This window comes from Microcoleus sp. FACHB-672, from assembly GCF_014695725.1.
Classification (GTDB): Bacteria; Cyanobacteriota; Cyanobacteriia; order Cyanobacteriales; family Oscillatoriaceae; genus FACHB-68.
Map to the genome: position 1 here is coordinate 20,056 of NZ_JACJOU010000016.1, position 13,264 is coordinate 33,319.

Sequence of the window (13,264 nt, forward strand, 5' to 3'; positions counted from 1 at the left end):
GTTTAGTTCATTACTGGCTCGGTAAAAAATGCAAGCCTTGTATAAAACTCATCACGACACTTATCGGGGGGAGGGAAAATTGCTGACCGTCCTTTAAAGTGCCGGCAGCAAGCTCGACTACTTCAGCGCTGTTCATCCAGCGTTTGCCGAACCCCGCGTTATGGTGGACATCTAATGTGCGATTCCCAGAGTTGGTAACGATCGTCAGTGTAGGCGCTTGGAAAAACTTTTCTCGCTTGATCAGCCGTGAAAATGTTTCTACTTTTTTAATTTCTTGCAGCTTTCCCATCGCTTGATTGAGGAGATTACTCATTTCTGGGGAGTCGATCATTTGCACTAAATGAACAATTTTTTCTTGATTGATTAGCGCATCCTTAAAGGGAAGGATAGCGACATAAGCGGTAGAAAATAATCGTGTATCGTTACTTATCCTAAATGTTAATGTTGTTCGGCGACCGCTCACTTCTATATTGGGAGGGTGGATCATGGCCGGATATTGGTGAGCGATTTGATGGTAGGCAACCGCTAAGGCTAGATGAGCGTCCGGGTTGAGAGGCGCATCAATGATGATTTTGACGGTTGGCAGTGTTTGGTTGAAAAACTTTTTAGATTCTTCTGGGCTGAGCCGGTATATCTGAGAACGATCACCGTTCTCGCTCATGTCCACCCATTCACAGATCAAGCCTTCAGTTTTTAGTCCATAACGTAAGACTTCATACAGCTTTGCGCCGGTTAAGGTGGCTCCCGATAAATCGGCTCCCATCCAATCAACTTCTATTAAATTTGATTGGCTTAGATCCGAGTAAACTAAGCTGGCATTGAGTAAGTTGGCGCTGCTTAAATCTGCCCCTCTTAAGTTCGCTCCGCTCAATTTTGCTTCACTTAAATCTGCCCATCTCAGGCTTGCCCCGCTTAAATCTGCCCATCTCAAATTGGCTCCGCTGAGATCGGCTCCAACGAGTTTGGCTTGAGAAAGATTGGCGCGTCTGAATTCTGCGTTTCTGAGGTTGGCTCCGCTTAAATCCGCACCTCTTAAATCGGTTTCTCTAAGGGTTGCTCGCTCTAAGTTGGCTGATTTTAGGGAAGCATTCGTGAGATCTGCTTCGCTCAAGTTGGCACCGGCAAGGTTTGCTTGCCTGAGTTTGGCTTCTCTTAAGCTGGCACCGTTGAGGTTCGCTTCGCTAAGGTTGGCGCGACTTAGTTCCACTCGAATCAGTTCAGCCCGAATTAAGGCAGCTTGAACGAGCGTAGCATCGCTGAGATCGGCGCGGATCAGGTTTGCAACGTTGAGATCTGCCCCGTTTAGGTTCGCGCCGCTGAGATTGGCACCATTGAGTTTGGCAACGTTGAGTTTGGCATGACTTAAATTTGCTCCACTTAGATTTGCACCCCCTAAATTGGCGATACTCAGGTTCGCCTGACTCAAATTGGCTTCACTTAGATTGACTCGACTCAGGTTGGCTTCACAGAGGTTAACAGCAGTAAAGTCCCTGACTCCAGATGCGTATTTTTGTAGGAGTTCCTCGGTTTCCATCGGGGTTCCCTGTTCAACATCCCGACTTTACAGTCATAGGACTGGGCATTACCATGCTAGCGTTAAGGCTCAACATAAAGCTCACTCGCTTGCCGCAGGTAATAAATGAATATAGGTATTGTCGGGCTAGGGCTGATCGGTGGCAAGGAGGCGGTTTAAAGAAGTAGGCGTGCGCTACCCTATTTTGGGGAACTTTGGTTGCCAAAAACCTGCCTGCCGGCGATAAGACATGAAATTGTAGATGACGCTGACCTTGAGCTGACCCTAATGACAGCAGATAGAATGTGTATTGGTTTACACGGCGCTATCTGCGATTGTACCAATGGTTGTACCACTGATCCCCTATGTTTCCCCGCAGTTGTTTTCACTCCTGTGCTACCAGCTGCTAGCCACTGTGTAACAGAACCGCCCGAAGAACTGTAACTGAGATGTGGCTTGGCTTTTTTGCTGGCCAGCGATTGGGGCTGCTAGTTTGTTTGCTGCTGTGATGGGTCAGACCAATCGGGCTTGGCTAATATAGCATACATTTATTTTGCTTTCTCTATGCCGCCGGCATTTGGGAAGCTAAAAGGTAATATGTAAATTTTTTGCTTAAGCTTTTATTTGCTTATCGCCATTTTTCATGAATTTTATCAAGTGCCGGCTCCTCTATCGTCAACAGACATAATTTTATTTTTTGATTTGCTCCAATCACGCAGTAAATATAAAAAGATCGCTACATTCACAAGAAACACGGTGAGCTTGAGTGTGGAAAAGCCTTGGCTTAACTCAAAAATTTCTGGCGGGATACTAATGCCAACTAATCCCATCACTAATATACTTGCCCAAGCTTTATGCTGCCACAACCCAATTGCTTCAATTACTGTTACACCTGAATAAATTGCTGCCGCCATTCCACTAAATTTTAAGGTCTGTGGCGTGAGATTTAAAATTTTATTTAAAAATAATTTAATAATTTCTTGTTTGCCGATTAAAATATAACAATTAGAATATTCTGCTAACTGTTGATAATTTTTTACTGCTAGCAATAAAGCAATAGCAGTCACAGCCAGCAAGGAAGCGCTGAAAGCTTTATAACAAACTATCGCAATTAAACCTGCTGAGCGCTTGTGATCTTGGTTCACGGGATTCGTTGCCGGCCTCATCAATAAATTAATACTATCAATGATATTTTAGTTCAAAAAGATGCTTCCTTGAAAAGAGCCGGTAAACTTTGTACTACTGCGGAAATTGAGAGAGTACCCAAGCAATAACTTGACTTTGATTCATCTGACGAGTCCGCTGTAAAGCTTCTTTTAACAGAGAAATACCCAATCCTGGCAATACTTGAGACCCAGTAATGCGTTTACTTCCACCATCAGCAATGGAAACCGCAATTATTTGGATATTTTGCACATCAACAATCCAGGATTCAGCAACTTTTAAATCTTCATATAAAAGACGTTTTTCTCCTTTGTCATCTGTGGCTGAAGAATTTATCAAGCACTGTAGGGACGGCTTAGCAGATAACCTTTGATACTTACAGATGTGTTAACAACAAAACCCGCCCCAGCTTGGGGAGAATGGGAAGTAAACAACCTAAAAATTTATGCAGTAGAAAAAAGTTTATAGTGGTTAATTGTTACAATCTCAAGTTTGCCAGTCTGCTTTTTAGACCGGACTGATGCCAGTGCTATGTATTGCAAAGCCAGAACAGGCAAGGCTTGATGAGATCTGACCGGAATACAAATCTTGAGAATCTTCTAAAAGCCTTATATGTTACACTTCACAAGTCTCGACGCGAGAGAAGAACAGCCTCGGCCCCAACCCCGAAAACCCAATCAAAAAACGGAAGGTGGCCCTCTGGTGCTTTGAGAGAGAAAGTTAGCTCATTGTAGTATTTCTTCGCACCATTCACACGCCATCCCACTAAGTCGCCCAGGTGAGATTCATTTCTATAATCGATTTTACCACCAGCCTCGAGCCAAAAGCGCTTTTGTACAGAAAAACCAAAATGCCCGTTGCTGTATTTTACCCAAAGTTGATCGATGGTGCGGAGGTCAGTGCAGGGAAAATTATGAATGTCTTCGCCTCTCAGCCAGCCTTCCTTTTCTCGGTTGCCAGCTTTTAGCATCAGTTGCGCTGTTTCTTTATCTGCTTCTTTCCAACTTCCCGCTTTTAAGTAATCCCGCAATTGGCGATAATCTATGCCTTTTTCTGAACGTAGATCATCCGTGTCTAATTTAAATAATTTCAACCAGTCCTGCACTGATTGAGGGCGATTTTCTGCGTGTAGCGCCATGCCTGCCAGAATTGCATCATTCATCGGCCCACTAATTCTCTGATTGAAATGTGCCGGTGGCTGTAATGAATCTCTGATACTTCTCTTCCAAGCAGGAAGCGGCACCTGCCCCGTCAGCAAGTAATAAAGCGTTGCTGCTAAGGCATAAACATCGGTAAACTCTCCCCGCCTTTCTCGCTTCTCATACTGCTCAATAGGTGCATAACCTTGAGTACCACCTACAGTATGAGTCTGAGTCAAATCTGGGATAAACTCCCGGGCAATGCCAAAATCAATCAGAACGGCTTCCGAAAGATGAGAGCGCACCATGATATTTTTTGGGTTCAAATCCCGATGCAGCAAACCTTTATCGTGGACAATTGTTAGTGCTTCACCAATTTGCTGGATATATTGCAAGGCTTCCATTTCCGACAAAACACCACAAGTTTTGACGCGCCGAGATAAATCTTCCCCCTCGATATATTCCATTGCAATACAGGGAAGCGACTCGTGATGGAAGACATTTTCAATCTGGACAATGTGAGGGTGCCGACATACAGCTAGCCGTAGTGCCTCATCCCGAAAGTCGTGTTTATATTTGTCTCGGAAATCAGCGAAATCTGGGTTGTCCATCACCTCATCTTTTAACGTTTTGATGACAACCGGCTTACCCTGTCTGTCTTTGGCGAGATAGGTGATGCCAAAACCGCCCTGGCCTAATTTCTTTTCAATAACGTAGCGATTGCCATATAACTGGTGCCCAGGATGCCAAACCATAAGAGAAGATCTCTCGACAACTGCATTAATTTTCGCACATTGGTTTAAAGGGCATCACTTACGCATCAAAAACCTTATTGGCTTGCAGAGACTGCCTCAAAAAGCCCAAGCAATTAAAAAAGAAGCCGCAATATAAGCAAACGCTTCAATTAAACCGGCTCCTAAATTTGGTACTTCCTGATTCACAATCTCATCAGATATTTTTACCCCTGGAACTAATATCAAATCAGCCAGCCAGCGAATGGCAATCAGGGAAAGTAAGCAAAATACTAAAATTAATCCATACTGACTAAAACTGACAACCCAGCCTTCAAACTCTGGAGAAAATGCTACTCGAACAATATTACCGGTGGCAATTAATAAGCCGGCAAGGGCGACTCCTGCGGCGGGGTTATTGCGTTTTTCAATTTCTCCGAATACATCGTATTTTGTGACAATAGGGTAAACAACACTCACTAAAACCAGTACCGCTAAACCGATTAACCAGCAAACAAACCCAACCAGCCAACTGCCGCTATCTCCTGCCAGCGCAGCGTTAAGAATTAGCCCATTTGCAATATGACTGCCGGCTTCTACAGCAGCAGCCCCAACATTACGTTCTTGGATAATTTCACGCACACAATCAAACCGACGCAAAATTAAGCGATCAGCCACCCAAGCGCCAGCCAGCATCAACAAAATAACCGTTGCACCATAGGATGCTAAATTCAATAATTTGTCTTGCCAAGTCCCTAAATTTTTGTCTAAAGCACCCCCCAAGGCGAGAACAATACCGAGATAGTAACCCACTAATGCAATGGCAACGGCTGGATTATCTTTAACAAACAGTTCCAGATTTAATTGGATTCGCCGAAATAGCTTTTGGTAAGCAAATTGTCCTAACCAAAACACAGTAAAGCCCACAGCTAATTCTAGAATAATTAGTCCTGATTGATTGAGTTTATCCAGCATCCATTGGTTCATTTGCTATCTCCTTCGAGGTTGCGTAATAGGCTAATTAGTGTATCGGCTAGACGATCATAAAAAAAGTAATCATGAGCGCCAATTGTCGTTACCGACACTCCGCCAAATTGACTTTTAAACTTAGAAAAATTCGCATAAGCATGATTAGGTTCGCGGCTAAACCCATAAAAATCATAAACAGTGCAACCCCGTGCTTTTGCCCGTTGCATCGCCGCCCAATGTAGGGCGTAAGTTGCCATCACTTGCCGGTGTTCAAAACTACGCCCACCATAGAGATATGTTGCGCGATTTCCCCAATATACAACTAAGATTGCTGCTAAAACTTTTCCTCGCCAAGTGGCTAAGCCAATCTCTGCCATATTAGCGGCAAATAAACTTTGACAAAGGTTAATAAAAAATCCGTAAGGTTCGCCAAAAAATTGCTGGCGCTGCACTGTTTCCCAAAAAATATCGTAAAATAGTGGAATTGCTTGTGAGTTATCGGTGAATTCAGTTTCCACACCATGCCGTTTACTTAGCCGCAAATTGTATCGGCCTTTTGGTTTCATCGCTGCTAAAATTTCTGCCTCATTTGGGCGCAAATCAATGAGGAGAGTTTCAGAGGGTAATAAATCTGCCGGTGCCCTCACAAACTCTTCAAGGCAATCTGGTTTTTCAGTCCATACTGGTTCAATCCGCAGGGCGATTGCACCTACTTCTTTTGCTAAAATAGCGGCTGTTTCTTTGAGTAGTTGCATTCCTTCATCCGCATAAGCCGGTGGAAGTAGAGGACCACCTTGGGCAATTAATAAATTCGCTTGGCCTGAATGGGGATAGTAATAGAAAATGCACCCACCTACTAAGCTTTGTTCTAAAAATAAACCGTAACGAAAGGTTTTGTACCCTTCTAGTTCCTTGAAATTCGCCCATGCCCAGGATTGCATAAAACAGCCTACCGGCAGAGCTTTAGCGAGAGTATCCCACAAATTGCGTTCTGCTAAACTTAGTTGCCTGATTGTTAACGTTATCTCTTTTTTAGGAATAAGATTTTGTTCAGGTGAACCTGTTAGCTCATTCATCATTGTTGCTATCCGATGGATTGAAAATGTTAGAAAGCCAACTTCCTCCAATTCCTATAAGAACTAAACCTAAAATCTTAAGTTCCCAGTTAATGTAGCCGTCTGCATAATAGATGCTACTGCCCGAAGAATATCCACTGCTTGTTCCTGAAGAATACCCACTGCTTGTTCCTGAAGAATACCCTTTAGCAAACACTGCATCTGGCGTCAGTAGGTTTGCCATTAACAGCGTTACTGATAACATCATTAAAAATTCAGCGGTTTTGGGAGGAAGGTTGACAATTGGCTGGCCGGCACGAATTTTTTCAGCTAATTGTTTGAGTTCACCGGCAATCTTTGGCGGAAGTTCCTGAGAACGCTCTAACAAAGTGTTCAATAAACGCGAAAGGTCGATTTCTCCTAACAGATGCCTGAGATATGCTAACCCTTCCCTTGTCATTTTAGGGCTGTGATAGCGATGCTGCACCGGCAGCAATTTACTAATATTTGGTTGAGCATCAGGTGAAGCAGAAGATTCATACATTTGCTCTAGCCATGCCTGTGCCATTGATTCCAGCTTGAGCAAATCACGAGAACCTAATATCGCTGTCCCAGATTCCTGAATATCTAAAAAATTTATTGTCTTGCCGGCATTCTCTTTCTCTGTCAATTCAAACGAAGGATTGAGCAAATAATAAAATAGCTGGGGACACTCCAGTGTGTGAATCGTCACATCATGACGGCTGTTGGCAATTTCCTCTGAAAATACAAAAGTTTGAAATAGCTTTTCGTGAGTTAGCGTCTCTAAATCTTCAGGAAAGACGATAGCTTCTATCTCAGAAGCAATAATTTGTGCCTGAGAACCCAAAAAAAAGCCCCAATTTCCATAGCCATGACTGTGAAAAGAAGGAATCTCTAATTGTAATGGCTTGGCTTTCAATCCAGCCGATAATAAAGTTTGATACAAACACCAAAAACCGTTTGAGCGATTTTCAGGAGAAACCCCGTTGGTGCTAATAGTTCCGCCTGAGATGAGAACCCGATTGATTTGTTGAAACCATTCCCTACTGTAGATAGTTGTATCTTCTGGACAAGTCGGATAAGTAAAATCGCAAATGATAGCGTGATAGGAATTATCTGCAACCGTCGAGACAAACTCTAAGGCTTCTTGAGGGTAAACTGTTACCCGATCATTTTCTAAGCTGCCGGTATTATAAGGCTTAAAAGCTGTATTTGCGAGTTCTAAAACTTCCGGGTTACAGTCCACTAAATCTATATGACTGACTTGCGAAAACCTTAAGACATCTCGTGCGGCTAATCCATCCCCACCGCCACAGATGAGAACACGTAGATCGTTTTCTGGAAATCTTTGAACGGCTAAAGCAATCGTTGGAATAACCAAATATTCATGATAAAGTGCCTCATCAGCAGTATCAAACTGCAAATCGCCATTGATATAGAAAGCGAGGCCGTTCGCGTGATGTTCAATAAATAGGGAAGTTGCCATCTGTTGATTATCCGAATATTAGCAGATAAAGTCCCACAAGTAGGAACAAAGATGCTGCCACCACTTGCGCCACGGAGATTGAACGCGAATCTTGTGTTTGAGTGGGAGTAAAAACTCCTTTTTCAATATCAGAAAACTCTTCGGGTTTTACGACTTTAGACGTGTAAACGTGCAATTCCCTATCCGGCCACGCTTCAATTGCTAAATTCCACTGGTGCGAACGATCCCAGTAATCCCAAGTGATGCGAGACGTGTTTTCCTCTTCTCCCTCATAACTACCTTGAGTTTGAGACTCAAAGTAGTAGTTTTTACCAAAGCATCGCAATTCTGGGTAAGGTGTTTTTTGCCCCTGCATATCCCCCCAAAGATTGAGCAGCACGTTATCTTCAGAGTTTGGCTGGAAAAGAGCGGGATGAGCAATTTCTGAAGCGAGATACCAGTGGACGAGTGTTTCTGGATTTTGAGGATCGACTTCTCGAAGCAAGTAATATTCTGTACCGCCTCCAGATCGCAGCAACCACTCGGCTGTTTCATAGCCATTGGCGTCTTGGTAGGTACTGTAATCTGTAACCTGCCATTGAAGGCCATGACACTTTACGCGATCACCGGCACGTAGCTGTTCGAGTTGATCTTGAATAGAAACAGAAACCATAGAAGCGCAGTGAATGTTCTAAGGGTTTTCATTCCGGGATTCGTACAGCGAGCGTTATGCAGCCTGGGATTATCTCAATAGGGCATAGGGCTGTGCTGTATGAATCCCGAGAAGAGAGTGAAACGATATTATTGTGTCATAGAGGTGGGTTTGTGTACCGGCAGTCGCAAACATTCGCAAACATTACTGCCAAACAAGCCACACTTCAACTGCCAATAAAAAAAGCCCGCCTAAGCGGACTTAATGGGTAAAGTTAAGGTCTCAATCGCCCGAACTATCTAGCCGCAATTTGATTCCAGACTAGAATAATCTCTTGCAAATTTTTAGGTAGCTGGTCTTGAATGCTATCTGCATAACGCGTAGTGCCGGCAGATCCAGTCAACGTCACTGTGATAAAATCAGCAGAGCCTTGGGCGGCTGGATAATTCAAACCCTTAAATTGAGAAAAACGCTGCTGCTCTAAAAATTTCTGAAACTGTTTCACTTGTTGGGTAGAAAGTCGGCGAATCTCGGTTTCATTGGTTGCGCCACTGTTATTAATCTCAACCTGAACGACTCGCCCATTCCGCTTGAGAATTGTTTCATAGGTACGACCGGCAAAACCACCAGTTGAGATCGCCCGAAAAATCTCATCTTTCCCCAAAGCCGGCGGCATTTCACCGCTAGGGATCTGGGTTGCTTTGATGGATTTGCTGCCGCCGGCATCACCAATGTTGCTAGCAGACTCATCCAACACAACGACAGAACCCGTGTCATTGGTGCGATAAACCCACTTTTCTTGTCCGCTTGTCGCTTCTCCATCGTCCCTGACAACCGTCACTTCCCAACCGGGGACAATCGCTTCGGTGCACATCATATCAGGCTTATCGATACCGAGACAGCCATTGGGCCAATCCCGGCGTTCCGCCTTCACAATTAGCAACACATCAGCGGGCACCCCCAACCGCTTGGATAAATCGCGCTTCACCGCATCGCCAACCGCTCCGGGCACATTCACCCCAGTCCCAGGCGGGGTATTGGGCATCCGTACAGTCTTGCCGGTGCTATCGGTGCGGTAAATCCACTCTCTGGCACCGTCAGAGACAACAACTTGCCAACCTTCTGTCTGCACTTGAGCGCATAATTCGTCAGGACGAGACACTCCCAAGCACGGATCTGGCCACGTTTTGCGTTCTGCCTTGACAATGCGAAGCCTGCCCACAGGAATGTTCTGTTGGCGAGACAAGTCTTGGCGCACAGCGTTAGCAATCTTAGCCGGCAACCTGTTGTTGCGATCTGGGCGACCATTCAGGTTTCCCGGTGTGGGTTGGGCTTGTTTAGGGGCAGAGGTCGCCGCATCCATTAATATGATGCCGGCACCAAGAGACAAGATGCCGGTTAGCACCAGAGAAGAGACAAATTGAGAGTGCCGGTGAGAATTCTTAATTAATTTCATAACTGAAAAAGGATATTGAGAATTGCGTTGCCTAGCAAATTTGAAGCAGTGGTTAAACGTAAATGATTTTCCGAACATTTCACCAGACGTTACAGACACATTGACGGCTTTTTTGTTCCATCTAAGCTACTGGATTCAGGTTGACGAATTCCCGACCGGGACAAAACATAAAAAAATTCTGTCAGCTAAAGATCCCAAGTAGAATTATTTTCAGTATAAAATCGGCTAATTGAATTCTACATCACCTTTTAGATTCACCCATTCAGGTGAGTTTGAAAACTTGGAGGAACAAACCCCTGCTTTTAAAAGTCGTGCGAATGCTGTTGGCAACCGACCACACCTCTAAGTAGGTTGGGTTAATCACCCTCCGTTTCACTTCACTCAACGTCCCAAATTCCTGTATCTGTTGAATTTCAGGCTGCTTTACCCAACCAACCCATCTGTTGAATTCTATTCTAAAATTAGTATTATCAACACCAACAAAAACTGCTATAGCAATTTTCAATCCGTTTTTCTAACACAAACGATTAAAATGCCGATACAACATTCTTTGCTTACAAGTATTAACAGATTAGAGAAAATCAGTAGAATTAAAACACTGTAATCGTAAAATTTAAGTGAAATAGAAAATTTTCAGAACAATATAAATTATTTGATTGCCTAAATAGATAAAGTTAGCAGCTAGAAAAATTTACTTACATAAGTTAAACAAAAAACTCAAAAAAAAGCCCCCTAAAGGGGACTTAGTTGGTCTAGCCCAAAACTATGTAAGTGCCTTCATTTAGCCGATCACGCTCTCTTACTGGTGAGGCAATGAAGGCAATCCACTCACAATTTCTGTGAAAACCGGCATAACTGTTCCTTGATGTAGCTTGACTAGAGAGCCGGTTGCATTCGTGCGATACACCCACCGGCGAGGCCCACCGGCAACAATGACTTGCCATCCAGATACCCGCAATTGCGTGCAATCAGCACGATGACCTTGCCGTTCCAGACACTCATTTCCCCAAGTATGGGGTTCTGCATGGACGATCCGCAGTGCCGAGGCCGGCATCTGTGCTCGTTCCGAGACATCTTCTAATACAGCGTTGGCAACGGAAGCAGAAACGCTAGCGCTCACCTGAGAAGCCCTCGAAAAAGGGCCGGCGGTACGCGGCAAGGTGGAACCAACGCTGAAGTATAAAATTGCAGTTAGCGCAACCGCCAAAACAAATGGACGAGGCTGGGTAGCAATTGGCTCGGAGGTGGCTTCGGCAGAACCATTGGTAATAATAGATTTCATAGTCAGCATCTTGAATCAGAGATATCAACTAAAAGTTCAATAATTAAAATTCAGTTGCACCCTGACTCACACCGTCTCCGGAACACCCTAAAACTTTTTTCCAGGGGGTTGCGCTGTTATAAGTTTTGGTAGAATATATACTTATTACTTATTGCGCTTAAGCAAGCGCACGGAGTTCTCTATCAGAAATTTGACGCTTGCCTACAGGGCATGGGTTCCACAAACCGTCTTATGCTTATAAGACTTGAGTAACCCCCTATTTCTTATTCTGCCGCTCTCGCTTCAATTTTTACACCCAGAAAATACTGAATCATCGTCAGTTACAAACCCAGGCGTATTACAACTTGTTAAGCGCTTGCTCATTAAGCAAACGCTTTCATTGATCATCTGGCGCTAAACATCCCCTCTAACTGAGGGTAAAAACAATCACACCACGCCCCAATGCTTCACCGGCATCGTCTTAGCCCAGCCGGCGCTCATTGCGTAGGTAAATCCGCTCAATCCCCAGCAAAATCAGCAACAACAACAGTTGCAACTGCCAGGGTGCCAGAGCGAATCCCCAGATCAGGCAAATAATTGCCGTGCCGGCTGAAAGAATTGTATAAACATCTTCAGAAGTTTTAGAAAATACCCAGCTTGCTCCCAGAGCCACTGCCAGTGGTATCAAATAAATCGGGAACATAATTATCACTGCTCTCATTTGGAGCGCAAATTATGGGAGTAAATCGACGCTTTTAGCCTAACATCGAACTCGGTAGTAACTCGGTAGCATAGAAGACATTGGATGCAGCAATTTACTTTTTCTCTAGCAAACGCACGCTCATCGTTTGCAAATAACACGACGTTCTCAATTTTGCTATGAGGGGTCACACACTTCTTAATGCTTCAATTTCGACCATACAGCTATGGCATTGATAGGTGAGGGCGCAACACCACCGTCAAGCGCTTATTCGGGAGAGTAACGCAAACCTCTCACCGTTGCTACCGTCAAAGCCAGTAAAACTACCGTCCAAGTCCACTCAGGAATATACTTCAAGAACATCAAGCAGCCACTCACTGCCAGAGCCAGAAGAGTCGTTATATATGTGATCGCTACGATGGCAATCACCAAAATAAAAATAAAAAGAACTTCCCGCATAACGCCGCTATCGTTTACCTTAGCTTGCTTCGCAACTTCAGCTTGTCATACCCAAACCCAAAACGTCACTTAATTGAGAGCAAAGTTAATGAATATATAACTACGGCAAGCGGCGCACTTATCCCCACCAGCGCTGATTCGGCAAAGCAACGTTGCGAGTGCTAAACAAAACCAGCATCAAGATCAACATCTGGATAGGCCAAGGTGCCAAGACCAAATCTAAAACAAAGCAGATCGCAACAATGGTTAAAGCCATGATGCGGGGAATTTCTCCTGATGTGTTCAGGTAGACGAAAGCAGCCCCTAGAGCAGTAAACAGCGAAATGAAAAACAAAGACGACATATGGCATCCTCTCCTAGATAGGGAGCATAAGCACGCTGATTTAATCGTTAAAAAGTATTCTTAGTACAACCTAATAATATAACTCATTTTTGCTGATGAGCGCCATTCCTAAATTCAGTGATCGTGATCACCTTCCTAAAGAAGCCGGTGATTTTGCGCTTTAAATCTTGACGGTTCTGGGAAAAACTTAAGTTGCGTTACGAATCGGCTAAAGTGCTTTGAGCAATCCTTTTACAGAAATCTTAAAAGTCCATTGTGAAGGGTACTGAACTGTCGATTTTATCTGCGTTTATCGGTGCTATGAAAACCCAAAACTCAATTGATGTTATAGACACT

13 protein-coding genes are annotated in these 13,264 nt (G+C 44.1%); all 13 read right to left on the reverse strand.

What is annotated here, in order from left to right; translation table 11 throughout:
• Positions 1-10 precede the first annotated feature (10 nt).
• A complete protein-coding gene (locus H6F56_RS12000; protein WP_190668276.1) occupies positions 11-1,534 on the reverse strand; it encodes a pentapeptide repeat-containing protein in 1,524 nt (507 codons plus the stop codon).
• 632 nt (positions 1,535-2,166) lie between these two features.
• A complete protein-coding gene (locus H6F56_RS12005) occupies positions 2,167-2,679 on the reverse strand; it encodes a DUF2127 domain-containing protein (RefSeq protein ID WP_190668279.1) in 513 nt (170 codons plus the stop codon).
• A gap of 73 nt (positions 2,680-2,752) precedes the next feature.
• On the reverse strand, positions 2,753-3,016 hold the full coding sequence (locus tag H6F56_RS12010) for a Uma2 family endonuclease (RefSeq protein ID WP_199312776.1): 264 nt from the start codon (positions 3,014-3,016) through the stop codon (positions 2,753-2,755).
• Between the two features lie 283 nt (positions 3,017-3,299).
• Complete coding sequence (locus H6F56_RS12015) at positions 3,300-4,571, reverse strand: serine/threonine-protein kinase (RefSeq protein ID WP_190668282.1); 1,272 nt, start codon at positions 4,569-4,571, stop codon at positions 3,300-3,302.
• Positions 4,572-4,667: 96 nt separating this feature from the next.
• The gene (locus H6F56_RS12020) at positions 4,668-5,534 is read right to left on the reverse strand and encodes a DUF350 domain-containing protein (RefSeq protein ID WP_190668285.1); all 867 of its coding nucleotides are present in this window, start codon (positions 5,532-5,534) and stop codon (positions 4,668-4,670) included.
• Positions 5,531-6,595 (reverse strand): lipid II:glycine glycyltransferase FemX, encoded by a 1,065-nt coding sequence (locus H6F56_RS12025; RefSeq protein ID WP_190668288.1) that lies wholly within the window; start codon positions 6,593-6,595, stop codon positions 5,531-5,533. Before H6F56_RS12025 ends, H6F56_RS12020 begins: the two co-directional genes overlap by 4 nt.
• Positions 6,585-8,078 carry a spermine synthase gene (locus H6F56_RS12030; protein ID WP_190668291.1) on the reverse strand — a complete coding sequence of 498 codons (1,494 nt, stop codon included), beginning with the start codon at positions 8,076-8,078 and terminating at the stop codon, positions 6,585-6,587. Before H6F56_RS12030 ends, H6F56_RS12025 begins: the two co-directional genes overlap by 11 nt.
• A 7-nt stretch (positions 8,079-8,085) precedes the next feature.
• A complete protein-coding gene (locus H6F56_RS12035) occupies positions 8,086-8,730 on the reverse strand; it encodes a DUF4178 domain-containing protein (protein ID WP_190668296.1) in 645 nt (214 codons plus the stop codon).
• 274 nt (positions 8,731-9,004) lie between these two features.
• Complete coding sequence (locus H6F56_RS12040) at positions 9,005-10,165, reverse strand: hypothetical protein (RefSeq protein WP_190668299.1); 1,161 nt, start codon at positions 10,163-10,165, stop codon at positions 9,005-9,007.
• A gap of 799 nt (positions 10,166-10,964) precedes the next feature.
• Complete coding sequence (locus H6F56_RS12045; RefSeq protein WP_190668301.1) at positions 10,965-11,447, reverse strand: hypothetical protein; 483 nt, start codon at positions 11,445-11,447, stop codon at positions 10,965-10,967.
• A gap of 460 nt (positions 11,448-11,907) precedes the next feature.
• A complete protein-coding gene (locus H6F56_RS12050; RefSeq protein WP_190668305.1) occupies positions 11,908-12,129 on the reverse strand; it encodes a hypothetical protein in 222 nt (73 codons plus the stop codon).
• Positions 12,130-12,393: 264 nt separating this feature from the next.
• Entirely contained in the window at positions 12,394-12,585 is a 192-nt protein-coding gene (locus tag H6F56_RS12055; protein WP_190668307.1) for a hypothetical protein, read from the reverse strand.
• A gap of 118 nt (positions 12,586-12,703) precedes the next feature.
• Positions 12,704-12,928: a hypothetical protein gene (locus H6F56_RS12060; protein ID WP_190668310.1), complete on the reverse strand. Its 225-nt coding sequence runs from the start codon at positions 12,926-12,928 to the stop codon at positions 12,704-12,706.
• Positions 12,929-13,264: the final 336 nt, after the last annotated feature.

Coding starts and splice junctions, on each gene's coding strand:
- H6F56_RS12060 (WP_190668310.1), bottom strand. CDS start 12,928: ATGTCGTCTTTGTTTTTCATTTCGCTGTTTACTGCTCTAGGGGCTGCT.
- H6F56_RS12005 (WP_190668279.1), bottom strand. CDS start 2,679: ATGAGGCCGGCAACGAATCCCGTGAACCAAGATCACAAGCGCTCAGCA.
- H6F56_RS12035 (WP_190668296.1), bottom strand. CDS start 8,730: ATGGTTTCTGTTTCTATTCAAGATCAACTCGAACAGCTACGTGCCGGT.
- H6F56_RS12000 (WP_190668276.1), bottom strand. CDS start 1,534: ATGGAAACCGAGGAACTCCTACAAAAATACGCATCTGGAGTCAGGGAC.
- H6F56_RS12020 (WP_190668285.1), bottom strand. CDS start 5,534: ATGAACCAATGGATGCTGGATAAACTCAATCAATCAGGACTAATTATT.
- H6F56_RS12045 (WP_190668301.1), bottom strand. CDS start 11,447: ATGAAATCTATTATTACCAATGGTTCTGCCGAAGCCACCTCCGAGCCA.
- H6F56_RS12055 (WP_190668307.1), bottom strand. CDS start 12,585: ATGCGGGAAGTTCTTTTTATTTTTATTTTGGTGATTGCCATCGTAGCG.
- H6F56_RS12050 (WP_190668305.1), bottom strand. CDS start 12,129: ATGTTCCCGATTTATTTGATACCACTGGCAGTGGCTCTGGGAGCAAGC.
- H6F56_RS12030 (WP_190668291.1), bottom strand. CDS start 8,078: ATGGCAACTTCCCTATTTATTGAACATCACGCGAACGGCCTCGCTTTC.
- H6F56_RS12040 (WP_190668299.1), bottom strand. CDS start 10,165: ATGAAATTAATTAAGAATTCTCACCGGCACTCTCAATTTGTCTCTTCT.
- H6F56_RS12025 (WP_190668288.1), bottom strand. CDS start 6,595: ATGATGAATGAGCTAACAGGTTCACCTGAACAAAATCTTATTCCTAAA.
- H6F56_RS12015 (WP_190668282.1), bottom strand. CDS start 4,571: ATGGTTTGGCATCCTGGGCACCAGTTATATGGCAATCGCTACGTTATT.